Consider the following 23,369-nt stretch of genomic DNA (forward strand, 5'->3'; position numbering starts at 1 on the left):
AAGCCGTCATCTGCCGGCCGTCGCCCGATCACCACCCTTCATCGAGGCGCCTCGCGCGCCGCCCTCGACAACGACCCGGAGGCACAGAGCCGTGGCCAAGCCGCCCTTCACGCACCTGCACGTCCACACCCAGTACTCGCTGCTGGACGGTGCCGCGCGGCTCAAGGACATGTTCGAGGCGTGCAACACGATGGGCATGTCGCACATCGCGATGACCGACCACGGCAACCTCCACGGGGCGTACGACTTCTTCCACTCGGCGACGAAGGCCGGGGTGACGCCCATCATCGGGATCGAGGCCTACGTCGCCCCCGAGTCGCGCAAGCACAAGCGCAAGATCCAGTGGGGCCAGCCGCACCAGAAGCGTGACGACGTGTCCGGCTCCGGTGGATACACGCACAAGACGATCTGGGCGTCGAACAGCACCGGGCTGCACAACCTCTTCAAGCTCTCCTCGGACGCCTACGCCGAAGGCTGGCTGCAGAAGTGGCCGAGGATGGACAAGGAGACCATCGCCCAGTGGTCCGAGGGCCTGATCGCCTCCACCGGGTGCCCCTCCGGCGAGGTGCAGACCCGGCTGCGGCTCGGACAGTTCGACGAGGCGGTCCAGGCCGCCTCCGACTACAAGGACATCTTCGGCGAGGGGAAGTACTTCCTGGAGCTGATGGACCACGGCATCGAGATCGAGCGCCGGGTCCGTGACGGGCTCCTCCAGATCGGCAGGAAGCTGAACATCCCGCCGCTCGTGACGAACGACTCGCACTACACCTACGCCAGCGAGGCGACCGCGCACGACGCGCTGCTCTGCATCCAGACCGGCAAGAACCTCTCCGACCCGGACCGCTTCCGCTTCGACGGCACGGGCTACTACCTGAAGACGACGGACGAGATGTACGCCGTCGACTCCTCGGACGCCTGGCAGGAGGGCTGCGCGAACACCCTGCTGGTCGCGCAGCAGATCGACACCACGGGCATGTTCGAGAAGCGCGACCTGATGCCGAAGTTCGACATCCCGGACGGCTTCACCGAGGTCACCTGGTTCCAGGAGGAGGTCCGCGTCGGCATGGGCCGCCGCTACCCCGGCGGTGTCCCCGAGGACCGGCAGAAGCAGGCCGAGTACGAGATGGACATCATCATCCAGATGGGGTTCCCGGGGTACTTCCTCGTCGTCGCCGACTTCATCATGTGGGCCAAGAACAACGGCATCGCGGTCGGCCCCGGCCGTGGTTCCGCCGCCGGCTCGATCGTCGCGTACGCCATGGGCATCACCGACCTCGACCCGATCACGCACGGGCTGATCTTCGAGCGCTTCCTCAACCCCGAGCGCGTCTCCATGCCCGATGTCGACATCGACTTCGACGAGCGCAGGCGCGTCGAGGTGATCAGGTACGTGACCGAGAAGTACGGCGCGGACAAGGTCGCCATGATCGGCACCTACGGCAAGATCAAGGCCAAGAACGCCATCAAGGACTCCGCGCGCGTCCTCGGCTACCCGTACGCGATGGGCGACCGCCTGACCAAGGCCATGCCCGCCGACGTCCTCGGCAAGGGCATCGACCTCAACGGCATCACCGACCCGAAGCACCCGCGCTACAGCGAGGCGGGCGAGATCCGGGGGATGTACGAGAACGAGCCGGACGTCAAGAAGGTCATCGACACCGCGAAGGGTGTGGAGGGCCTGGTCCGGCAGATGGGTGTGCACGCGGCCGGCGTGATCATGTCCAGCGAGCCGATCGTCGATCACGCGCCGATCTGGGTGCGGCACACCGACGGTGTGACGATCACGCAGTGGGACTACCCCCAGTGCGAGTCGCTCGGCCTGCTCAAGATGGACTTCCTGGGCCTGCGCAACCTGACGATCATGGACGACGCCATCAAGATGGTGAAGGCCAACAAGGGCGTCGACCTGGAGATGCTCGCGCTCCCGCTGGACGACCCCAAGACGTACGAGCTGCTGTGCCGCGGCGACACGCTCGGGGTGTTCCAGTTCGACGGCGGGCCCATGCGTTCGCTGCTGCGCCAGATGCAGCCCGACAACTTCGAGGACATCTCCGCCGTCTCGGCCCTCTACCGGCCGGGCCCGATGGGAATGAACTCGCACACGAACTACGCGGAGCGCAAGAACGGCCGCCAGGAGATCACCCCGATCCACCCGGAGCTGGAGGAGCCCCTCAAGGAGGTCCTCGGCCTCACCTACGGTCTGATCGTCTACCAGGAGCAGGTGCAGAAGGCCGCCCAGATCGTCGCCGGCTACTCGCTCGGCGAGGCAGACATCCTGCGCCGCGTGATGGGCAAGAAGAAGGCCGACGAGCTGGCGAAGAACTTCGTCCTCTTCGAGGCGGGGGCGAAGAAGAACGGCTTCTCCGACGCGGCGATCAAGGCCCTGTGGGACGTCCTGGTCCCGTTCGCCGGATACGCCTTCAACAAGGCGCACTCCTCCGCGTACGGCCTGGTCACCTACTGGACCGCGTACCTCAAGGCCAACTACCCGGCCGAGTACATGGCGGCCCTGCTGACCTCGGTCAAGGACGACAAGGACAAGTCGGCGGTCTACCTCAACGAGTGCCGCCGCATGGGCATCAAGGTGCTCCCGCCCAACGTCAACGAGTCCGAGTCGAACTTCGCCGCCCAGGGCGACGACGTGATCCTCTTCGGCCTGACCGCCATCCGCAACGTCGGCCAGAACGTCGTCGACTCGATCATCCGGTGCCGAAAGGCGAAGGGGAAGTACTCCACGTTCCCGGACTTCCTGGACAAGGTGGAGGCGGTCGTCTGCAACAAGCGCACCGTCGAGTCGCTCATCAAGGCCGGCGCCTTCGACGAGATGGGCCACACCCGCAAGGGCCTCGTCGCCCACCACGAGCCGATGATCGACAACGTGGTGCAGGTCAAGCGCAAGGAGGCCGAGGGGCAGTTCGACCTCTTCGGCGGCGGCGAGGAGGACAGCGACGAGCCGGGCTTCGGGCTCGACGTGGAGTTCTCCGACATCGAGTGGGAGAAGTCCTACCTGCTCGCGCAGGAGCGCGAGATGCTCGGCCTGTACGTCTCCGACCACCCGCTCTTCGGGCTGGAGCACGTCCTGTCCGACAAGTCGGACGCCGCGATCTCGCAGCTCACGGGCGGCGAGCACTCCGACGGCGCGATCGTCACGGTCGGCGGCATCATCTCCGGCCTCCAGCGCAAGATGACCAAGCAGGGCAACGCCTGGGCCATCGCCACCGTTGAGGACCTCGCGGGCTCCATCGAGTGCATGTTCTTCCCCGCGACCTACCAGCTGGTCTCCACCCAGCTCGTCGAGGACACCGTCGTCTTCGTCAAGGGGCGCCTCGACAAGCGCGAGGACGTGCCGCGCCTCGTCGCCATGGAGATGCAGGTCCCCGACATCTCGTCGGCCGGGACCAACGCGCCGGTCGTGCTGACCATCCCCACGGTCAAGATCACCCCGCCCATGGTCAGCCGGCTCGGTGAGGTGCTCAGCAGCCACCGGGGCGACACCGAGGTGCGCATCAGGCTCCAGGGCCCCCGCAAGACCACCGTGCTCCGGCTCGACCGGCACCGGGTCAAGCCCGACCCGGCCCTCTTCGGGGACCTGAAGGTGCTGCTCGGCCCGTCCTGCCTGGCCGGCTGAGAGACTCCCCGGAGCAGCGAGAGGGGCGCCCCGCGACCGGCGGGGCGCCCCTCTCGGCCTGTCGGCCCTAGGAACCGGTCAGTTGTGGCCGAAGCGCCGCTGGTGCTTACGGGCAACGTCGGCGGGGCTGCCCTGGGCCTGCGACTGCGGCTGGGTCTGCGACTCGTACGCCGTCGACTTCGCCTCCTCCGCACCACGCTCCGCGGCGGACGCGCGGTCGTGCTGGCTGCCCTGCTTGCGGTTCTTGTTCTTGGCCATGGTGATGCCTCCTGTGGGGAATCTCGGGGCCAGGACCGATGTCAGACTCACATAGCACCTCATATGCCGCATGTTGGATCATTACCCAGTGTAATCCGGGCGGTATGATGCGCCGTTTCCCGGATCCGCCACGCCGATGATCGAGTTCCGGACGTCAACGCCCGTACGGTCGGGCAGACTCGAAGGAAACCCTGAGTAAGCGAACCCCGAGCAAGCGGACCCACCCCCCACGACCGGGTCCGCCGAATCCGTTCCCGAATTCCTGGAAGAGGGTGGAACGCGTGGACCGTTGCGTCGTCCTGGTGGACGCCGGCTATCTGCTGGGCGCAGCCGCGAGCCTGCTGGCCGGGGAGCCCGCCCGGTCCCGCATCACCGTCGACCACGCCGCCCTGATCCAGGGCCTGCGTGAGCGTGCCGAGGCCGACACGGAACAGCCGCTGCTGCGCATCTACTGGTTCGACGGCGCCCCCGACCGCGTACCCCAGCCCGAGCACCGCCGGCTGCGCGTGATGCCGAGGGTCACCGTTCGGCTGGGGGCCCTCACCCGCAGTGACGGACGCTGGGCGCAGAAGGGCGTCGACGCGGCGATGCACGCCGAGCTCACCGAGCTGGCCAGAAACCGCGCCTGCTCCGACGTGGTGCTCGTGACCGGCGACGGCGATCTGCTGCCCGGACTGATGTCCGCCAAGGAACACGGGGTGGCCGTCCACCTCTGGGCCGTCCAGGCCGCCGACGGCGACTACAACCAGTCCGAGGACCTCGTCGCCGAGGCCGACGAACGGCGGGTGCTGGACCGGGCCTGGATCACCAAGGCGGTACGGGCCAAGGACACCGGCGGCGTGTGCGCGCCGCCGCCCGTGCCGCGTCCCGAGATCGCCGCGATCCTCTCCGCGCCGCTGCCCGAGGCCGCCCTCGCGGCCTCGGCCGAGCGGGCGTCCGAGGCGCAGGCGGCAGCCGCCCGCAACGGCACCGGCGCGCCGGCCGACGGGGTCACCGCCCATCCGCAGCCCGCCCCCGGCCACAAGGGCGTCCCCACCCCCAAGGACCTGGCGAGCCTGCGCGCCCCGGGGGCCCAGGCCACGCACCCCGTCCAGCCGCCCGCCGCCAACGCGACGCTGCGCTGGTCGTCGGACCGGGGCTGGGTGGAGCGCGGCGGCCCCCTCGGCGAACCGGCCGAGACCGCTTCCCTGCCCACCCTGGCCCAGCTCACCAGCGCCGAACAGCGCTGGGCGGACCGGGAGGAGGACATCACCACCGTCGGCGGCGACCCCTTCGAGGTAGGCCAGGTCTTCGCCCGGCGCTGGATGGAACGGCTGCCGGAGACCGTCCATCTGCAGAAGCTGTCCACCCTCTACCCCCGCATCCCGCACCGCATCGACGGCGAGCTCCTGAGGTACGCGGCCCGCTTCGGGCTGCTCGCGCACAAGGACGACCAGATCGACGAGCACGACCGTTATGCCATCCGGGCGGGATTCTGGCGTGAGATCGATGTACGGGCCGCCGCCGAGCACGCCCCCGCAGGGGGGTAGGCGGGACGGTGCTGCCCGGCCCCGGGCGCGATACGGGGCATCCGACCCCGTACTCTCGTACCTCGTGAGTACCGGCACAGCACAGGCACAGACCGGGACCGTGTGCGCGGTGCGTGATCTGGTCAGGACCTATCCCGCCGTCAGCGGCCGACGCGGACGCGCGGCCACCCCCGAGGTGCGCGCCACCGACGGGATCAGCCTCGATGTGCGGCGCGGCGAGATCTTCGGACTGCTCGGACCCAACGGTGCGGGCAAGTCCACGCTCGTACGCCAGCTGACCGGGCTGATGCGGCCCGACTCCGGCAGCGTCGAGGTGCTGGGCCACGATCTCGTACGCCACCCCGAGCGGGCCTCCCGGCTGATCGGCTACCTCGGGCAGGAGTCCACCGCACTCGACGAACTGACGGTGTCCCTCGCCGCCGAGACCACCGGGCGGCTCAGGGGGCTGCCGGTGCGGGAGGCGCGGGCCGAGCGCGACGCCGTACTCGAGGAGCTGGGGCTCACCGAGCTTGCCGGGCGCCCCCTGAACAAGCTGTCCGGCGGTCAGCGGCGGCTCGCCTGCTTCGCCGCCACGCTGGTCGGGGAGCGGCCCGTCCTCGTCCTGGACGAACCGACGACGGGAATGGACCCCGTCGCCCGGCGCGCCGTCTGGTCCGCCGTCGACCGGCGGCGGGCCGAGCACGGCGCGACGGTCCTGCTCGTGACCCACAACGTGATCGAGGCCGAGACCGTGCTCGACCGGGTCGCGGTCATGGAACGGGGCAGGGTCATCGCCTGCGACACCCCGGCCGGGCTCAAGGAGCGGGTGGCGGGCGAGGTCCGGGTCGAGCTGGTCTGGCGTGAGCGCGCCCCGCTGGACGTCCCGGAGGTGGCCGCGCTGCGCGCGTCCGCGCAGGAGTCGGGACGCCGCTGGGTGCTGCGGCTCGGCCCCGACGAGGCGCGGGCGGCGGTCGCCGCCGTGACCGGCGGGGCCGCGTTCTCCTCGCTGGACGACTTCACGCTGGCCACGCCGAGCCTGGAGGACGTCTACCTGGCGCTCGGCGGGGACGCGGCCAGAGCCGCCGAGGGACTGGTGAAGGTGTGAACACGAACGTGTCGAAGTCGAAGGGGATCAGCGCCAGGTGACGAGCATCGTTCCCACGGAGGCCACGGGGACCAGGACGAAGGTGTCCGGACCGGTGGCCTCGACCACCTCCGGCGGACCGGTCCGTACGGCGCCCGCGCCCCTCGCGCCCCGGGCCCGGCTGCTGCCCTCGATGGCGGCCGTGTACCGGGCACAGCTGTCGCGGGCGCGGGTCGCCCGGATCCCGCTGCTGTTCGTGGCGACCTTCCAGTCCATCGGGATCATGGTGCTGATGCGCGGGGTCGTCGACGGCGGCGCCGAGGCGCGGGCCGTGGTCGCGGGATCCAGCGTGCTGGTCGTGGCCTTCGTGGCGCTGAACCTGCTGGCCCAGTACTTCGGCCGGCTGCGCGCGGACGGCGGTCTCGACCACTACGCCACACTGCCGGTGCCGCCGGCCGCGGTGGTGCTGGGGGCCGCCGGGGCGTACGCCTCGTTCACCGTGCCCGGCACGATCGTCACGGCGGTGACGGGGAGCGTGCTGTTCGGGCTGCCCATGACGCATCTGTGGGTGCTCGTCGCGGTCGTCCCGCTGTCCGGGGCCGCGCTCTCCGGGCTGGGCGCCGCACTGGGGCTGCTGGCGCCGCGTCAGGAGCTGGCGACGCTGCTCGGGCAGCTGGGCATGTCCGCCGCGCTGCTGCTGGGCGTCCTGCCCGCCGAGCGGCTGCCCGAGCCGGTCGGCTGGGCGCGTGATCTGCTGCCCTCGACGTACGGGGTCGAGGCGCTGTCCCGGTCCTTCGACGCACATCCCGACTGGGCGGTCGTCGCTCTCGACCTCGCGGTGTGCGCGGCGGTGGGTGTGCTGTCGCTGGCCGTGGCGACCTGGGCGTACCGCCGGGCGGCGGTCCGCTGACGGTCCGGTGAGGCGGTGTGCCGGACGGCCTGGCACGATGGCACCGTGAACGCACCGCTGACGCCGCCGCACCAGCCCCGGCCCCACGATCCCTGGCAGGTCCCGCCGTCGGGATCCCATGCCGCCCCCGGCGGCCCGGAGCCGCTGGACGCCGCGGATTCACGCGCGGAGCTGCTGCAGGGTGCCGTGATCGCCGTCCTCCTGACGGCCGCGGGCATCGTCCTCGGGCTGCTGTGGCTGTGGCTCGCCCCCCGGGTACCGCTGGTCTCCGACGACACGGCGGTGTTCCTCAAGAACAGCGAGGGCGAGGACGCGATCGGGGCCGACGGCACATTCGTCCTGCTCGCCCTGGCCTTCGGCCTCGTGTCGGCCACCGCCGTCTTCCTCTTCCGCAGGAACGGGGGCATCCCGCTGGTGGTGGGGCTGGCCCTGGGCGGGCTGCTCGGCTCCCTGCTGGCGTGGGGGACCGGCACCTGGTTCGGGCCGACGTCGGACGTGGTGGCCCGCGCCAAGGAGGTCGGCAAGGGGGTCACGTTCGACGCGCCGCTGGAACTGCACGCGGTGGGTGCGGCGATGCTCGCCTGGCCCATCGCGGCGATGATCGTGCACCTCGGGCTGACGGCGCTGTTCGGGCCGCGGGATCCCGAGCCGGAGTGGGAGCTTCCGCACGGGGAGCCGTACGCGTCCACGTCGGGCTCGGACTCCTCCGCGCCGGGGGCGGAGCCGGCGTTCGGGGCCGGTGACGACGGCAAGGCCCCGGGGGAGTGGCCCGAGCGGGGGTAGCGGCGAAGGCGGGGCGCCCGCGGAGGGCCTGTCCGCCTCACCGGCCGGAATCGTCGCGGCTCGGTGCCGGGCGATGCGGTCAGCCGCGGCCGACCGGGGCCAGTACGGCGTTCGTCAGGGTGGTGAGGTCCTGCGGGGACAGCTCGACCTCCAGGCCGCGGCGGCCCGCCGAGACGCAGATCGTGGGGTGCGCCCCCGCCGACGCGTCGAGCACCGTACGCAGTCGCTTGCGCTGGCCCAGCGGGGAGATGCCGCCCCGCACGTAACCCGTGGAGCGCTCCGCAGCCGCCGGGTCCGCCATCGCCGCCCGCTTGCCGCCGACCGCCGACGCCAGCGCCTTCAGGTCCAGTGACCCCGCGACCGGCACCACCGCGACGACCAGCTCGCCGTCCACGTCGGCGACCAGGGTCTTGAACACCCGGTCGGGCGAGACCCCGAGGGCCTCGGCGGCCTCCTCGCCGTAGGACGGGGCCGACGGGTCGTGCGCGTAGGCGTGGACCGTGAACGCGGTGCCGGCCGCGGCCAGTGCAACCGTGGCCGGGGTGCCGCCGGACTGCTGCTTCTTCGCCTTCTTCGCCACCGGGCAGGTTCCTCGGGTCAGTTGGGGTGGGTGGGAGCGCGGGTCAGGTCGACAGCGGGCAGCGAGGGGAGGTGCCGGATGACGGCCGTCTCCTTGCGCAGCAGCGCCAGTTCCTCGCGCAGCCGGGTCGCGGTGTCCGGTGCCTGGAGCAGCCGTTGCTTCGTGGGGACGTCGATGACGGCCGCGGCGGCCACCAGGTAGGAGACCACGGACGGGTCGTCCGGCAGGTTCGCCCCGGTCGTGAGGGAACGCTCGTTCGCTCCCGCGAGCCGCTTCTGATAGCCGCGGAAGGCCCGCAGGACACCCTCGGCGAGGGCTCCGGCCTCCTCCTCGGCGGACGAGTCGTCCCCCTCGGCATCCTGGGGGTTCTCCGGCAGGTCCTCGACCTCGGCCGTCAGGAACGGGCCGCTCGCGTCGACCGAGAGCAGCCGGACCCGGGTGGTGCCGGTCGCCAGGACCTCGAAGCTGCCGTCGGCGCGCTCACGGATCTTCGCCGCGTCCGCGACGCAGCCGACCCGGTGGAAGGTCTGGATCGGATCGGGCCCGAAGCCGTCGGCCGGGGCGCGCTCGACCGGGGGCGCGGCGGCGACCGTGTCCGGCATCCCGGTGGCCGTCGGAGCGGTCTCGCGGCCGTCGCGGATGGCGACCACCACGAAGCGGCGCGGTTCGTCCTCGTCGATCGTGAGCAGCTCGCGCATCATGGCGCGATAACGCTCCTCGAAGACGTTGAGGGGCAGCACGAGGCCGGGAAACAGCACCGCGTTCAGCGGGAAGAGGGGAAGGCGAGCGGTGGTCACAACGGTCAAGCCTAATGGCCGCGGAGCCCGTCGTGTCCTGGCCGTCCGCGCGGGGACGCCGAAGAGGCCACACGAAGCCGGGCACCGGCTCGCGCGTCGAGGAATCCGCTGAGCGCGTCGTCGCGGACGGCCGCCCACGGGAACGAGGTGGCGTGCGCCCCGATCAGCCGGAACTGCTCCAGCGCCTCGTCCGCGCGACCCCGTACGACCAGGACGTGGGCGAGGAGGTTGCGGACCTCCGCGGGCCAGGGATCACCGGCCGGAAAGCGGGCGGAGAGCCCGATCGCGAGGTCCGCCGCCGCGTCGATCCGGTCCTCCTGCACGGAGGTGGCCCGCCCGATGGCCTCATCGTCGCACAACAGTGCGAAGGCGGCCCGTACCGGGAGGGCCTGCACCAGGGACTCCGCCGCGGCGTCCTCGGCGGCCCGCTCGGCGAAGTCGAAGCATTCGCGGTGCGAGCCGTACCAGGCGGCGGAGAGGTACTGGAGTGCGGCGACATGGCAGCCGTAGTGGTGCGCGGAACGGCGTACGGCCTGCTCCCACAGCGACTCGAAGACCGTGTGCGTGGCGTGCGTGCCGCGGGCGTGGTCCAGGGCGAGCCGCCACGGCACCGGGTCGCGGGGGTCGGCCTCGGCGGCCGCCGTGATGAGCGGGGCCGTCGCACGCAACAGTTCGGCGTGGGCGGGGGAGTCCCAGGCGCGGCGTACGGCCAGTCCGGCCTTGACGAGCCGGGCGTCCGGGTCGCGCGGGGCGGCGGCCAGCCACGCGGTGAGCCAGCCGTCGCGGTTGCGGGCGAAGGCCACCAGCTGCGACAGGCAGCGGTCGCGCGTCTCCCACTCGGCGCCGTCGCGTGTGGTGGCCAGGAGCTCCGCGACGGGTCCGAACTCTCCCAGGGCGGCCGCGACCAGCGCGGGGGAGAGCCGCTCGTCGGGCGCGTCGAGCAGCACCGCGTCGTCCGCGGGCAGCCCGGCGGACAGCCCGGGGCCGTACCGGAACGCGCGCGCGGGACTCAGCAGTGTGCGGAGGAAAGCCATGGTGCAGGCCATTGAAAAGCCCTGGTGGGGGCGGCGCCAGAGGAGCTCTGTGAAGCTTCTGTAGCGAGTGCGGGGGTTGCCCCGGACAGGGTCAAGAAAGGGCAAAGGAAGCGTCGGTGTCCGGCTTGATTCCGCTGCCCCGGCCGACTCGGCCCGCTCGCCGGGCGGGCCTCGACAGGCCTTTCGACCGCTGTCCCCTCCGGAGATCCGGCCGGAGGGGAGACACCGGCGGATCAGCCGCGGCGCAGCAGCCGGGAGGCGCCCGCCGCCACCGTCGTGGCCAGTATCCACCCCAGCAGGATGAGGGCCGCCGCAGCCCACTGCCAGCCGTCCTCCATGCGCCAGTAGCCGTCCTGCCCGAGATTGATCACCGGCACCAGCAGGTCCAGCGCGTACAGAGGGGCGTTCCACTGCGGATGCTCCTCACCCTTGATCGGTGCCGGGTGGTAGTGCGAGAAGGCCACGGCACCCGCCGCCCACAGCACCGCCATCCACACCGCGGCCCGGCCCGGCCGGTAGCCGTACGCCACAGTCCAGTCCTGCAGGTAGCCCCACAGCCTGGCCGCGGGCGGCAGCGTCTCGCGGCGGCGCCGCTGCTTGGCGAGCAGCACCTCGCGGGCGTCCGCGTCCTCCCCGCAGCTGCGGAGCACGGCCGCGAGGCGCTCGTAGGGCTCCGGTACGTACTCCGGCGTCGCGGCCAGCACCCACTCCAGGCGCCGGGAGAGCGGGAAGTGGCCGTACGGGACGAGGTTCTCGTAGGCGAAGCCGCCCATCGCCAGCCCGCCCGGCCCCGGCCAGCTGGTCGACACGTCGATCAGCGTGACGACCTTCGCTCCGTTCAGCACGACCCTCCCCTCCTCCGGGCGCTCCGCGTTGAACCGCAGCTCCGGCGTCACGATCCGGCGCAGCGAGAGCTCCTCGTCGCCGGTCAGCAGGAACCGGGCCTTGTGCACGTCCACCGCGTCGCCGAACCGCCCGTCGTCGAGCCGCACCGCGCCCCGGCACTCGAAGACCTGCGAGCGGGTCCCGCGGGCCGGGCCGATGCCGCGCGCGATGCCGTACGGGGGAGTGGTGCCCTGGTTCCCCGTCTCGATGCTCACCCAGGCCTCGGTCATGTACAGCGTGCGCTCGACGCTCAGCTGCGGGGCGTTCAGCGCCCGCCGGCCGTCGGTGGCGCGCAGCCGGCTGCCCCGCAGGCTCAGCGAACCGCCGACCTTCGCCCCGCGCAGGCTCAGCTCGCCGCGCGTCTCGATCATCTCGGCCTGCAGATCCTGGGCCACCGACATCCCGTCGCCGACGAAGGCGCGGCCCCGCTGGTCGTGGCCCACGCTGAGCTGGTTGATCAGCAGGTCCGTGCCGATCTGCGCGTCGGTGAGCCGGATGCCGCGCTCCACCCGGCAGCGCGGCAGATGCAGATCACCCTCCGTGCGCAGCCGGGCGGCGTCCAGTCTCGGCAGCGCGCAGCCCACCATCCGCAGGGTCGTGAAATGGCACTCGGGGAACACCACCTCCTGCTCGAAGCGGCAGCCGGTCAACTCCACGTACGGAGACACCCGGCCACCCGCCAGGTCCAGCTTCCCGGTGATGCGCACGCCCCGGAGCTTCAGCGCCGCCACCCGCCCCGGCCTCGCGGGCGGACCGCTCAGCAGCAGCCGCGCCACCGTCCGGGCGCCGACGCTCCGCTCCGGCCCCCAGATGTGCGGCGCGAACGGATCGTCGCGCACCGGGTCGCGGGAGCGCAGATCGTAGGTCGTGCCGTTCCGGAAGGACTGCCACATGCCCAGCTCCGCCGCGCTGAGCCCGTCAGGGATCTCGCCGTCGTGCGGCTCGGTCACTGCCTCACCTCCGCCTGCGTGGATCGTCCCGCGCTTCGTACAGTCGTTCTTCCCGCTGTGTGACGACGTGAACGCTAAAGGTCAGCAGTGACAGCCGGGACACATATCAGCCAGTGATACGGGCGACCGGGCGCCGGGACCGGTCTGAGAGAATTGCGGTGTGATCTCTCGAATCGATCTGCGCGGCACCGCCCTCCCCGAGGGCGGAGCCCTGCGCGACCTGCTGCCCCGTGCCGAGTTCGACGTGGAAGCCGCCCTGGAGACGGTGCGGCCCATCTGCGAGGACGTACGCCATCGTGGCTCCGCGGCAGTGATCGAGTGGGGGGAGGAACTCGACGGCGTACGCGTCGACGCGATCCGGGTCCCGGCCGGCGCGATCACCGCGGCGCTGGTCACGCTCGATCCCGCCGTGCGGGCGGCGCTGGAGGAGTCGATCCGCCGCGCCCGCCTCGTCCACCGCGAGCAGCGCCGCACCACGCACACCACCCAGGTCGTCCCCGGGGGCACGGTCACCGAGAAGTGGGTGCCCGTCGAGCGCGTGGGGCTGTACGTCCCGGGCGGGCGTTCGGTCTACCCCTCGTCCGTCGTCATGAACGTGGTCCCTGCCCAGGAGGCCGGAGTCGAGGGCATCGCCGTCGCCTCCCCGCCCCAGAAGGACTTCGGCGGCCTTCCGCACCCCACCATCCTCGCCGCCTGCGCCCTGCTCGGCGTCGACGAGGTGTACGCGGCCGGCGGCGCCCAGGCCATCGCGATGTTCGCGTACGGCACCGAGGACTGCCTGCCCGTCAACCTCGTCACCGGCCCCGGCAACATCTACGTCGCCGCCGCCAAGCGCCTCCTCAAGGGCCGCATCGGCATCGACGCCGAGGCCGGACCCACCGAGATCGCGATCCTCGCCGACGCGAGCGCCGACCCGGTGCACGTCGCCGCCGACCTGATCAGCCAGGCGGAGCACGACCCGATGGCCGCCGCGGTCCTGGTCACCGACTCCGAGGAGCTGGCCGCCGCCACCGAGGCCGAGCTGAAGCCGCAGGTCGCCGCGACCAAGCACGTCACGGACCGGATCGAGCCCGCGCTGGCCGGCCGGCAGTCCGCGATCGTCCTGGTCAACGACCTGGAGGACGGCCTCAAGGTCGTCGACGCGTACGCCGCCGAGCACCTGGAGATCCAGACGGAGAACGCCGCCGCCGTCGCCGGCCGGGTCCGCAACGCCGGAGCCGTGTTCGTCGGCCCCTGGTCGCCCGTCTCCCTCGGCGACTACTGCGCCGGCTCCAACCACGTCCTGCCCACCGGCGGCTGCGCCTGCCACTCCTCGGGCCTGTCCGTGCAGTCCTTCCTGCGCGGCATCCACATCGTCGACTACACCCGTGACGCGCTCGCCGAGGTCACCCACCACGTGGTGACCCTCGCCGAGGCGGAGGACCTCCCCGCCCACGGCGCCGCACTCAAGGCCAGGTTCGGCTGGAAGGTTCCGCAGCAGTGAGCGACGACAGCACCACGCGCAACCCCTGGGACGACCTGCCGATCCGCGACGAGCTGCGCGGACAGTCCCCGTACGGGGCACCCCAGCTCGACGTACCGGTCCGGCTGAACACCAACGAGAACCCCTACCCGCTGCCCGACGCGCTCGTCGACCGCATCGCCGAGCGGGTCCGCGAGGCCGCCCGCGACCTCAACCGCTACCCCGACCGCGACGCCGTGGAGCTCCGCACCGAGCTGGCCCGCTACCTCACCCGCACCGCCGGGCACGAGGTCGGACCGGCCAACGTCTGGGCGGCCAACGGCTCCAACGAGGTGCTCCAGCAGCTGCTGCAGACCTTCGGCGGCCCCGGGCGCACCGCGATCGGCTTCGAGCCCTCCTACTCGATGCACGCCCTCATCGCCCGGGGCACCGGCACCGGCTGGATCTCCGGGCCGCGCAACGAGGACTTCACCATCGACGTGGACGCCGCGAAGAAGGCCATCGCCGAGCACCGCCCCGAAGTGGTCTTCATCACCTCGCCCAACAACCCCACCGGCACCGCCGTCGACGCGGACACCGTCCTCGCCCTGTACGACGCCGCCCAGGCCGCCCGGCCCTCGATGGTCGTCGTCGACGAGGCGTACGGCGAATTCAGCCACCACCCCTCGCTGCTCCCCCTGATCGAGGGCCGCACGAACCTGGTGCTCTCGCGCACCATGTCCAAGGCCTTCGGCGCCGCGGGCCTGCGCCTGGGCTACCTCGCCGCGGCCCCGGCCGTCGTCGACGCGGTCCAGCTGGTGCGCCTGCCGTACCACCTGTCCTCCGTCACCCAGGCCACCGCGCTCGCCGCCCTGGAGCACACCGATACGCTGCTGGGGTATGTCGCGCAGCTCAAGAGCGAGCGCGACCGGCTGGTCGACGGGCTGCGGGAGCTCGGCTTCGCCGTCACGGACTCGGACGCCAACTTTGTCCAGTTCGGCCGCTTCCCCGACAGCCGCACCGCCTGGCGGCAGATCCTCGACCGGGGCGTCCTGGTCCGGGACAACGGCGTACCGGGATGGCTGCGGGTCTCCGCGGGAACCCCGGCCGAGAACGACGCGTTCCTCGATGCGGTGCGCGAACTGAAGAAGGAGCACGACGCATGAGCCGCGTAGGCAGGGTGGAGCGGACCACCAAGGAGACCTCCGTACTCGTCGAGATCAACCTCGACGGGACCGGCAAGGTCGATGTCGCGACCGGGGTCGGCTTCTACGACCACATGCTCGACCAGCTCGGCCGCCACGGCCTCTTCGACCTCACGGTCAAGACCGAGGGCGACCTGCACATCGACTCGCACCACACGATCGAGGACACCGCCCTCGCGCTCGGTGCCGCCTTCAGGCAGGCGCTCGGCGACAAGGTCGGCATCTACCGCTTCGGCAACTGCACGGTCCCGCTGGACGAGTCGCTCGCCCAGGTCACCGTCGACCTCTCCGGCCGCCCGTACCTGGTGCACACCGAGCCCGAGAAGATGGCGCCGATGATCGGCGAGTACGACACGACGATGACCCGGCACATCCTGGAGTCCTTCGTCGCCCAGGCGCAGATCGCCCTGCACGTCCACGTCCCGTACGGCCGCAACGCCCACCACATCGTGGAGTGCCAGTTCAAGGCCCTGGCCCGCGCCCTGCGCTACGCCAGCGAGCACGACCCGCGCGCCGCGGGAATCCTTCCCTCCACGAAGGGCGCCCTGTGACCGGCCTCAACACCGTATTGATCGTCGTCGGCCTCTTCCTGGCCGGCGGCGTGTACTCCTTCCGGAAGCAGGGCATGCCCACGGGCGTCGTCGTGCTCCTCGGGATCGGCTCCGTGATGTGCCTGGTCGCAGGCGTCATGCGGATCCAGGGACTCTGGGACTGAGGGCAGGGACTGTGAGTGAGAGCAAGAAGGTCGTCGTCTTCGACTACGGCTTCGGAAACGTGCGTTCCGCCGAGCGGGCCCTCGCCCACGTCGGCGCGGACGTGGAGATCACCCGCGACTTCGACACGGCGATGAACGCCGACGGGCTGCTCGTCCCCGGCGTCGGAGCCTTCTCGGCCTGCATGGAAGGGCTGAAGCGGGCACGCGGGGAATGGATCATCGGCCGCAGACTGTCCGGCGGCCGGCCCGTCATGGGCATCTGCGTCGGCATGCAGATCCTGTTCGAGCGCGGCATCGAGCACGGCGTCGAGACCGACGGCCTCGACGAGTGGCCCGGCACCGTCGGCCCGCTCAAGGCCGACGTCGTCCCGCACATGGGCTGGAACACCGTCGAATCCCCCGAGGGCTCCCAGCTCTTCGCCGGGCTCGGCCCCGAGGCCCGCTACTACTTCGTGCACTCCTACGCGGCGCACGACTGGTCCCTCGAAGTGACCAACGCCAAGATCCGTGCTCCCAGGGTCACGTGGGCCACGCACGGAGAGCGGTTCGTGGCGGCCGTGGAGAACGGCGCGCTGTGGGCCACCCAGTTCCACCCCGAGAAGTCCGGCGATGCCGGCGCCCAGCTGCTGACCAACTGGATCGAGACGCTGTAATGCCGAAGCTTGAACTGCTCCCCGCCGTCGACGTACGCGACGGCCAGGCCGTGCGCCTCGTCCACGGCGAGTCCGGCTCCGAGACCTCCTACGGCTCCCCGCTGGAGGCCGCCCTCGCCTGGCAGCGCGCCGGTGCCGAGTGGCTGCACCTCGTCGACCTGGACGCCGCCTTCGGCACCGGCGACAACCGTGCGCTGATCGCCGAAGTGGCCGGTGCCATGGACATCAAGGTCGAGCTCTCCGGCGGCATCCGCGACGACGCCTCGCTCGCCGCCGCCCTCGCCACGGGCTGCCGCCGGGTCAACCTCGGCACCGCGGCCCTGGAGACCCCCGAGTGGGTCGCCAAGGTCATCGCCGAGCACGGCGACCAGATCGCCGTCGGCCTGGACGTCCGCGGTACGACGCTGCGCGGCCGCGGCTGGACCCGCGACGGCGGCGACCTCTACGAGACGCTCGCCCGCCTCGACTCCGAGGGCTGCGCCCGCTACGTCGTCACCGACATCGCCAAGGACGGCACGCTGCAGGGCCCCAACCTGGAGCTCCTGAAGAACGTCTGCGCCGCCACCGACAAGCCCGTCGTGGCCTCCGGCGGAGTCTCCTCGCTGGACGACCTGCGGGCGATCTCCTCGCTCGTACCGGACGGCGTGGAGGGCGCGATCGTCGGCAAGGCGCTGTACGCGAAGGCGTTCACCCTGGAGGAGGCCCTGAAGGCGGTCTCCGCATGACGGACTCCGTACGCCGCATCTCCTCCGGCGCCCCGTGGGAGGAGAAGTTCGGCTACTCCCGCGCGGTGGAGCTCCCGGGCGGCCTGGTCCTGGTCGCCGGCTGCACCTCGGTGGTCAACGGCCAGATCTCGGCGGGCAGTCCGTACGAGCAGGCAGTGGCCTCCTTCCAGGTGGCCTTCGACGCGCTGAAGCAGACGGGTCTGGGGCGCGAGGACGTCGTCCGCACCCGGATGTACCTCACCCACGCCAGGGACGTCGACGAGGTGGGCCGCGCCCACAAGGAGCTGTTCGACGACGTGCGTCCGGCCGCTTCCATGATCATCGTGTCCGGCCTCGTCGACCCCGGCCTGGTCGTCGAGGTCGAGGTCGAGGCCTTCCGGGCAGGTGAGCGATGACGCTCGCCGTACGGGTCATCCCGTGCCTGGACGTGGACAACGGCCGTGTCGTCAAGGGCGTCAACTTCCAGAACCTGCGCGACGCGGGCGACCCCGTCGAGATGGCCAAGCTGTACGACGCCGAGGGCGCCGACGAGCTGACCTTCCTGGACATCACGGCCTCCAGCGGCGACCGGGAGACGACGTACGACGTGGTGCGCCGCACCGCCGAGCAGGTCTTCATCCCGCTCACCGTCGGCGGTGGCGTCCGCACCCCCGACGACGTGGACAAGCTGCTGCGGGCCGGGGCCGACAAGGTCGGGGTCAACACCGCGGCCATCGCCCGCCCCGAGCTGATCCGGGAGATCGCCGAACGCTTCGGGCGCCAGGTGCTCGTGCTGTCCGTCGACGCCCGCCGCACCCCCGGGGGCACCTTCGAGGTGACGACGCACGGCGGCCGCAGGGGCACCGGCATCGACGCAGTCGAGTGGGCGCACCGGGCCGCCGAGCTCGGCGCGGGCGAGATCCTGCTCAACTCGATGGACGCCGACGGCACGAAGGACGGCTACGACACCGAGATGATCAAGGCGGTACGGGCGCACGTCACCGTCCCCGTCATCGCCTCCGGTGGAGCGGGCCGGCTCGCGGACTTCCCGCCGGCCGTCGACGCGGGCGCCGACGCGGTCCTGGCCGCGTCCGTCTTCCACTTCGGTGACCTGCGGATCTCCGAGGTCAAGGACGCGCTCCGGGAGGCCGGACACCCGGTCCGCTGACCGGGCCGTGCAGGGGGGCCGATCGCGAAGACCGGCGATCTCGCCGATGTGCGCGCACGGGGTGCACCGCGAAAGTGGCGACCGCCAACGAATGACGGCGGTACCCACGCGGTGCACCCCGAAGACCCCGGGACGACGGGGGCCGACGGCTGCCGTGTCATGGCTCCGCCACGACCGAGAGGACCCCCCTCGTGCAGCACCTCCCCTCCGGCGACATCTCCCCGCGCCGCCACCGGATGTCGAAGAGCCGCTCCGTCAGGCTCGGTCTGGCCGCCGCGGCCGCCACCGCGGGTCTGGTCACCGCGCTGATCCCCGGCGGAGCCCAGGCCGCCGACAACCCGTACGAGCGCGGCCCGGCGCCGAGCAACTCGAGTATCGAGGCGAGCCGCGGCTCGTACGCCACGTCCCAGACGTCCGTGTCCTCGCTGAGCGTCAGCGGCTTCGGCGGCGGCACGATCTACTACCCGACGTCCACCGCGGACGGCACCTTCGGCGCGGTCGTCATCTCGCCCGGCTTCACCGCCTACCAGTCCAGCATCGCCTGGCTCGGGCCGCGCCTGGCCTCGCAGGGCTTCGTCGTCTTCACCATCGACACCAACACCACGGTGGACCAGCCCGACAGCCGCGGCCGGCAGCTGCTGTCCGCACTGGACTACCTCACCCAGCAGAGCTCCGTGCGCGGCCGGATCGACTCCTCCCGGCTCGGCGTGATGGGCCACTCCATGGGCGGCGGCGGCTCCCTCGAAGCCGCGAAGAGCCGCCCCACGCTGCAGGCGGCGATCCCGCTGACGGGCTGGAACACCGACAAGACCTGGCCCGAGGTGAAGACCCCGACCCTGATCATCGGCGCGGACGGCGACTCGATCGCCCCGGTCGCGACGCACTCGGAGCCCTTCTACAACTCGCTGCCCAGCTCTCTGGACAAGGCGTACCTGGAGCTGCGGGGAGCCAGCCACTTCACCCCGAACTCCTCCAACACCACGATCGCGAAGTACAGCATCTCGTGGCTGAAGCGCTTCATCGACAACGACACCCGCTACGAGCAGTTCCTCTGCCCGCTGCCGTCGGCCAGCCTGACGATCGCGGAGTACCGCGGCAACTGCCCGCACACCTCGTAACCACGGGGGACGACGGGGGCCGGGCCGCGCGTACCGCGGTCCGGCCCTTTCGTACGACCGGGCCTCAGCCCTCGGACAGGAACCGGGCGAGGGATTCGGCGAACCCCGGGTCGCGCACGACGGTCAGATGGTCGCCCGGCAGCACGGTCAGCTCCGCGCCCGCGATCGCGTCGGCCAGCACCCGGGGGCGTATCGCGAGGGGATCGCTCTCCCCGGCCAGGACCAGCGTGGGGACCTTGATCCCGTCCAGCGGCAGCGCGCCCCGGTGCACCGAACGGATCTGCGCGGCCAGCGCCGGCCGGTCCGCCCCCGACGCGTCGGCCAGTATCCGGAAACCGCGCGTCCGCTCGGGGACGTCCGCCGCGTCCCGCGCCGTCAGCGCCGCCGACACGAGCTCCGGCGGCATCGCCCGGGTGTCCAGACCGCCCACCTCCACCGCGCCGGCACCGATCCCGCCGACCACCAGACGGCTGATCCGGGCATCGCCGGCCGTCGCGAGCAGTGCCACCACGGCCCCCATCGAATAGCCGGCCAGATGCACGCGGTCCGCGCCCGTGCGGTCGATCAGCAGGCTCACGTCACGGGCCATCAGCGACTCGCCGTAGTACGCGTCGTCGTGCGGCTTGTCCGAGTCGCCGTGACCGCGCGCGTCCGGTGCGTACACCCGGCGGCCCCGCGCGACGAGGGCCTCGACGACCCCGGGGCCCTCCCAGTTCAGCCGGGCATCGACGGCGAAGCCGTGCAGCAGCACCACCGGGGGGAGGGAAGGGTCCGGGTCCCGCGACCAGGACCGGTAACGAAGGGTCAGACCGTCGTGTGTACGGAATTCGGCAGCCATGCACCGACGTTACGGGCGGGGCGCGGCGCACCGGGCCGGGACTGTGCCCGTGCACAGCCCGTACCGCCTTCCGTTGGGAGCGCGCACCGCACCGGGCCTCCCCGGGACGGGGAGCGGACGCGAACCTTCCGACACTGTTTACGCGAAAGTAACGTGAGAGCGTGACCCCATCGACGACCGTGCACAGTCCGCTCCGGCTGTACGGCCGCAGCGGTGAACTCGCCATTCTGGGATCCCTGTTGGGACAGCTGCGGGCAGGGGACGGCGGCGCGCTCGTGCTGACCTCCCCGCCGGGCCTCGGCCGCACCGCCCTGCTGGGACAGACCGCCGCCGACTACCGCGCAGGGCGGGAGGGGCCCGTTCTGTACGCCGCCGCGGCCCCCACCGAGCAACGGCTGCCCTACAGCGGGCTGCACGCGCTGCTCTGCTCCGCCCCCGGCCCGCTGCCCGTACCGCCCGACCGGGTCCTGCGCTCCGGCATCACCCCGGGCGGCCTGCTCGCGCTGCTGCGCGGCCTGGGTGCCGAACAGCCCCTGCTGGTCTGCGTGGACGACGCCCACGCCTGGGACCCCGACTCCCGGGCCGCGCTCGGCTTCGTGGCCCGCAGACTCGGCGCGGGCAGCCGGGTCGCCGTGGTGATCGGCGCCGCCGACGAGACCTGCTTCGCAGGGCTGCCCGCGCTCCGCCTCGGCCCCCTGGACGCCGACGCGTCGTCCGCGCTCCTGGACCGGTTCACCGAGGCCACGGGCGACGTCGACCCCGTCGTACGCAGCGAACTCGTGCGCGAAGCGGCAGGCAACCCGCGGCTGCTGGCCGGACTCGTCGGCCGCCTCACCCCCGACCAACTGGCCGGGCGCACCGCGCTGCCCTATCCGCTGCCCGGAGGCGAGGGCGTGCTGGAAGCCCACGCCGCACACCTCGACGGGCTCTCCCCCGACACCCACACGCTCCTCCTGCTGGCCGCCGCGGCGGAGGAGCACGAACCGGAAGGGGCGGGCGCGGACGCCGCCCTGCTGCTGCGGGCCGGTGCCCGTGCCGGGCTGGCCGCCGCACACCTCGACCGGGTCCTGTTCGCGCCCGCGGGGAGCGCCGGAGCCCTCCAGCGGGCGGGCAGCCGGGTGCACTTCAGCCATCCGCTGCTGCGCCGCGCGGTCCTGCACCGGGCCCCTCCCGGCCGCCGCCGGGCCGTGCACGGGCTCCTCGCCGGACTGCTCGCCGGACCCGGCGCGCCCTCGCTGCCCGCACTCGTGCAGCGGGCCTGCGCCGTACCCGGCCCGGACGCCGCGCTCGCCGGGCAGCTGGAGGCGGCGGCCACCGCCCCGCAGCCGCACGCCGAGCGGTCGGCCGCGCTGGCCCGCGCCGCCGCGCTCTCGACCGACGACGCGGCGCGCGCCGCGCGCTTCACCGCCGCCGCGGACCAGGCCAGGCTGGCCGGGGACGCCGGCCGGGCCCGCGCCCTGATGGCCCGCGTCGGCGGCCACCTCGCCGGGGGCGCCGCACCCTACGTACGCGGCATGCTGGCCCTGCGCGACGGGCCGGCGGCCGACGCCCGCGAAGCACTCCTGACGGCGGCGGCCCTGCTGGCCCCGCACGACCCGCGCCGCACCCTGGACGCCCTGTTCGGCGCCGCGGAGGCCGCCTGGGACATGGGGGACGCCATCGCGTACCTGGACGCCATGAACCGCATCCCCGTCCCCGTGACCGACCGGGCCATGGCGCAGTACCGGGCCGGGATGTGCGCCGTACTCGCCGGACACACCGAACGCGGCCACGGGTTGCTGCGGTGCTGTCTGGACTCCGCCGAGCGTGCCGAGAACCCGGGCGAGCTGCTGCGGGCGGGCGTCTGCGCCCTGGTGCTCGGCGAGGTCGACGCGGCCTGCCGGACCGGGGCCCGCGCGCTCGCCGCCGTACGCACCCGGGGGCCGGACGCCCTGCTGCCGCAGGCCCTGGAACAGCTCGCGTACGCCGAACTGCGCGCCGGACAGCACGCCCGGGCCCGCGCCCACGCACTGGAGGGGCTGCACGCCGCCCGGCGCACGGGGCAGCCCAACGGTGCCACCCATCTGCACGCCGTACTCGCCCTCGCCGCCTCCGTGGAGGGGCCCGCCGAGGCCTGCGCCGCCCATGCCGACGCCGCCCTGGCCGGGGCGGGGCCGCACGGCCTGACCCAGGCGGCCATGCTCGCCACCTGGGCGGTGGCCCGCGCGGACCTGGCGGCCGGCCGGTCCGGGGAGGCGGCGGCCCGGCTCGGACCGCTCGTCAGACCGGGCCCGGGGACGGGGCACTTCGCCACCCGGCTGCTCGCCGTGCCGTGCTACGTCGAGGCCGTGGTCCTCTCCGGCCGCGCGGACGAAGAAGCCGACGAACTCGCCATGGCGGTAAAGGAGTTCGCGCTGTGGGCCACCCGGACCACCGACCCGCAGGCCCCCGCCCAGCTGGCCCGCTGCCGCGCCCTGCTGGCACCTCCGGAGGAGGCCGCCGCGCACTACGAGGAGGCGCTCGCCCACCACGACCGCGCGGGGGGCCATTTCGAGCGTGCCCGCACCCAGCTGCTCCACGGCCAGTCCCTGCGCCGCCGCCGGCGCACCCGTGAGGCCCGCGGCCCGCTGCGCGACGCCCTGGTCGCCTTCGAACGCTGCTCCGCCCGCGCCTGGGCCGACCGGGCGGGCGGGGAGCTGCGGGCGGCCGGCGAGGCGGTGGACGTGCCGGACCAGGGCGGCGCGGGACCGCTGGCCGGGCTGACCCCGCAGCAGCAGAGGATCGCCCGCTGTGTCGCGGAGGGCGCCACCAACCGTGAGGTGGCGCTGCGGCTCTCGGTGAGCCCGCGGACGGTGGACCACCATCTGCGCAACGTCTTCGCCGCGCTGGGGGTACGGTCCCGGACCGAGCTGGCCCGGCTCCTGGACCGCTGATCCGGAGCCGGGCGGCACCGGCTGTTACGCCGAGGTTGCAGGACCGTGATGAGAAGAACCACGCACACCCCTAGGTACCGACCGGGCGGTATGCCATTCTGCGGTCGTCAGGATCATTCGGTGTGCGCCTGCCCAGTGCCGGGGCCGGCCGCGCACCGGGCCGGCCTCTTCGGAGCCGGCCGATTCCCGGTGGAGGCC

Annotated in this window: 21 protein-coding genes; 15 read left to right on the plus strand and 6 right to left on the minus strand. The window is 72.5% G+C overall.

The genetic code is table 11. From position 1 onward, the window contains the following. Nucleotides 1–91 precede the first annotated feature (91 nt). Nucleotides 92–3,628: a DNA polymerase III subunit alpha gene (dnaE, locus tag AB0F38_RS04360; RefSeq protein WP_361886349.1), complete on the plus strand. Its 3,537-nt coding sequence runs from the start codon at nucleotides 92–94 to the stop codon at nucleotides 3,626–3,628. A gap of 78 nt (nucleotides 3,629–3,706) precedes the next feature. Here dnaE and AB0F38_RS04365 read toward each other — a convergent pair whose 3' ends face one another. After that, nucleotides 3,707–3,886, minus strand: a complete 180-nt coding sequence (locus AB0F38_RS04365; protein WP_361886352.1) for a hypothetical protein — start codon at nucleotides 3,884–3,886, stop codon at nucleotides 3,707–3,709. A gap of 272 nt (nucleotides 3,887–4,158) precedes the next feature. Here AB0F38_RS04365 and AB0F38_RS04370 point away from each other — a divergent pair, with 272 nt between their 5' ends. From AB0F38_RS04370 to AB0F38_RS04385, 4 genes are all read left to right on the plus strand, one after another. Beyond that, on the plus strand, nucleotides 4,159–5,415 hold the full coding sequence (locus AB0F38_RS04370; RefSeq protein WP_361886355.1) for an NYN domain-containing protein: 1,257 nt from the start codon (nucleotides 4,159–4,161) through the stop codon (nucleotides 5,413–5,415). 100 nt (nucleotides 5,416–5,515) lie between these two features. Next, complete coding sequence (locus tag AB0F38_RS04375) at nucleotides 5,516–6,499, plus strand: ABC transporter ATP-binding protein (protein ID WP_361886774.1); 984 nt, start codon at nucleotides 5,516–5,518, stop codon at nucleotides 6,497–6,499. 172 nt (nucleotides 6,500–6,671) lie between these two features. Continuing rightward, nucleotides 6,672–7,388 carry an ABC transporter permease gene (locus AB0F38_RS04380; protein WP_361886777.1) on the plus strand — a complete coding sequence of 239 codons (717 nt, stop codon included), beginning with the start codon at nucleotides 6,672–6,674 and terminating at the stop codon, nucleotides 7,386–7,388. Nucleotides 7,389–7,433: 45 nt separating this feature from the next. Then, entirely contained in the window at nucleotides 7,434–8,171 is a 738-nt protein-coding gene (locus AB0F38_RS04385; RefSeq protein ID WP_361886358.1) for an ABC transporter permease, read from the plus strand. Nucleotides 8,172–8,250: 79 nt separating this feature from the next. On the opposite strand, the gene ybaK is transcribed toward AB0F38_RS04385, so the two are convergent. The 4 genes from ybaK to AB0F38_RS04405 form a co-directional block, all read right to left on the minus strand. Then, nucleotides 8,251–8,751, minus strand: coding sequence for a Cys-tRNA(Pro) deacylase (ybaK, locus tag AB0F38_RS04390; RefSeq protein WP_361886361.1), 501 nt, complete (start codon nucleotides 8,749–8,751; stop codon nucleotides 8,251–8,253). A gap of 17 nt (nucleotides 8,752–8,768) precedes the next feature. Further along, the gene (locus AB0F38_RS04395; RefSeq protein ID WP_361886364.1) at nucleotides 8,769–9,548 is read right to left on the minus strand and encodes an LON peptidase substrate-binding domain-containing protein; all 780 of its coding nucleotides are present in this window, start codon (nucleotides 9,546–9,548) and stop codon (nucleotides 8,769–8,771) included. 11 nt (nucleotides 9,549–9,559) lie between these two features. Further along, nucleotides 9,560–10,594, minus strand: a complete 1,035-nt coding sequence (locus AB0F38_RS04400) for a hypothetical protein (protein WP_361886367.1) — start codon at nucleotides 10,592–10,594, stop codon at nucleotides 9,560–9,562. A gap of 221 nt (nucleotides 10,595–10,815) precedes the next feature. Beyond that, complete coding sequence (locus AB0F38_RS04405; protein ID WP_361886370.1) at nucleotides 10,816–12,417, minus strand: oxidoreductase; 1,602 nt, start codon at nucleotides 12,415–12,417, stop codon at nucleotides 10,816–10,818. Nucleotides 12,418–12,577: 160 nt separating this feature from the next. Here AB0F38_RS04405 and hisD point away from each other — a divergent pair, with 160 nt between their 5' ends. From hisD to AB0F38_RS04450, 9 genes are all read left to right on the plus strand, one after another. Further along, nucleotides 12,578–13,900 carry a histidinol dehydrogenase gene (hisD, locus tag AB0F38_RS04410; protein WP_361886373.1) on the plus strand — a complete coding sequence of 441 codons (1,323 nt, stop codon included), beginning with the start codon at nucleotides 12,578–12,580 and terminating at the stop codon, nucleotides 13,898–13,900. After that, nucleotides 13,897–15,024 (plus strand): histidinol-phosphate transaminase, encoded by a 1,128-nt coding sequence (locus AB0F38_RS04415; protein ID WP_361886376.1) that lies wholly within the window; start codon nucleotides 13,897–13,899, stop codon nucleotides 15,022–15,024. Before hisD ends, AB0F38_RS04415 begins: the two co-directional genes overlap by 4 nt. Further along, nucleotides 15,021–15,614, plus strand: a complete 594-nt coding sequence (gene hisB, locus AB0F38_RS04420; RefSeq protein WP_099176212.1) for an imidazoleglycerol-phosphate dehydratase HisB — start codon at nucleotides 15,021–15,023, stop codon at nucleotides 15,612–15,614. Before AB0F38_RS04415 ends, hisB begins: the two co-directional genes overlap by 4 nt. Further along, nucleotides 15,611–15,778 carry a hypothetical protein gene (locus tag AB0F38_RS04425; protein WP_361886380.1) on the plus strand — a complete coding sequence of 56 codons (168 nt, stop codon included), beginning with the start codon at nucleotides 15,611–15,613 and terminating at the stop codon, nucleotides 15,776–15,778. Before hisB ends, AB0F38_RS04425 begins: the two co-directional genes overlap by 4 nt. A gap of 11 nt (nucleotides 15,779–15,789) precedes the next feature. After that, nucleotides 15,790–16,431 carry an imidazole glycerol phosphate synthase subunit HisH gene (gene hisH / locus AB0F38_RS04430; protein WP_361886383.1) on the plus strand — a complete coding sequence of 214 codons (642 nt, stop codon included), beginning with the start codon at nucleotides 15,790–15,792 and terminating at the stop codon, nucleotides 16,429–16,431. Continuing rightward, nucleotides 16,431–17,156, plus strand: a complete 726-nt coding sequence (gene priA, locus AB0F38_RS04435) for a bifunctional 1-(5-phosphoribosyl)-5-((5-phosphoribosylamino)methylideneamino)imidazole-4-carboxamide isomerase/phosphoribosylanthranilate isomerase PriA (RefSeq protein WP_361886386.1) — start codon at nucleotides 16,431–16,433, stop codon at nucleotides 17,154–17,156. Before hisH ends, priA begins: the two co-directional genes overlap by 1 nt. Beyond that, the gene (locus AB0F38_RS04440; protein ID WP_361886389.1) at nucleotides 17,153–17,551 is read left to right on the plus strand and encodes a RidA family protein; all 399 of its coding nucleotides are present in this window, start codon (nucleotides 17,153–17,155) and stop codon (nucleotides 17,549–17,551) included. The genes priA and AB0F38_RS04440 overlap by 4 nt, the downstream gene beginning before the upstream one ends. Beyond that, nucleotides 17,548–18,303, plus strand: coding sequence for an imidazole glycerol phosphate synthase subunit HisF (hisF, locus tag AB0F38_RS04445; RefSeq protein ID WP_361886392.1), 756 nt, complete (start codon nucleotides 17,548–17,550; stop codon nucleotides 18,301–18,303). Before AB0F38_RS04440 ends, hisF begins: the two co-directional genes overlap by 4 nt. A gap of 236 nt (nucleotides 18,304–18,539) precedes the next feature. Then, nucleotides 18,540–19,421, plus strand: a complete 882-nt coding sequence (locus AB0F38_RS04450) for a dienelactone hydrolase family protein (RefSeq protein WP_361886780.1) — start codon at nucleotides 18,540–18,542, stop codon at nucleotides 19,419–19,421. A 64-nt stretch (nucleotides 19,422–19,485) separates the two neighbouring features. On the opposite strand, the gene AB0F38_RS04455 is transcribed toward AB0F38_RS04450, so the two are convergent. After that, on the minus strand, nucleotides 19,486–20,259 hold the full coding sequence (locus tag AB0F38_RS04455; protein WP_361886394.1) for an alpha/beta fold hydrolase: 774 nt from the start codon (nucleotides 20,257–20,259) through the stop codon (nucleotides 19,486–19,488). Between the two features lie 179 nt (nucleotides 20,260–20,438). Here AB0F38_RS04455 and AB0F38_RS04460 point away from each other — a divergent pair, with 179 nt between their 5' ends. Next, nucleotides 20,439–23,171, plus strand: a complete 2,733-nt coding sequence (locus tag AB0F38_RS04460) for a LuxR family transcriptional regulator (RefSeq protein WP_361886783.1) — start codon at nucleotides 20,439–20,441, stop codon at nucleotides 23,169–23,171. Nucleotides 23,172–23,369 lie beyond the last annotated feature (198 nt).

Origin of the sequence: Streptomyces sp. NPDC025273, from assembly GCF_040638585.1 — a bacterium.
Classification (GTDB): domain Bacteria; phylum Actinomycetota; class Actinomycetes; order Streptomycetales; family Streptomycetaceae; genus Streptomyces; species Streptomyces cinereorectus.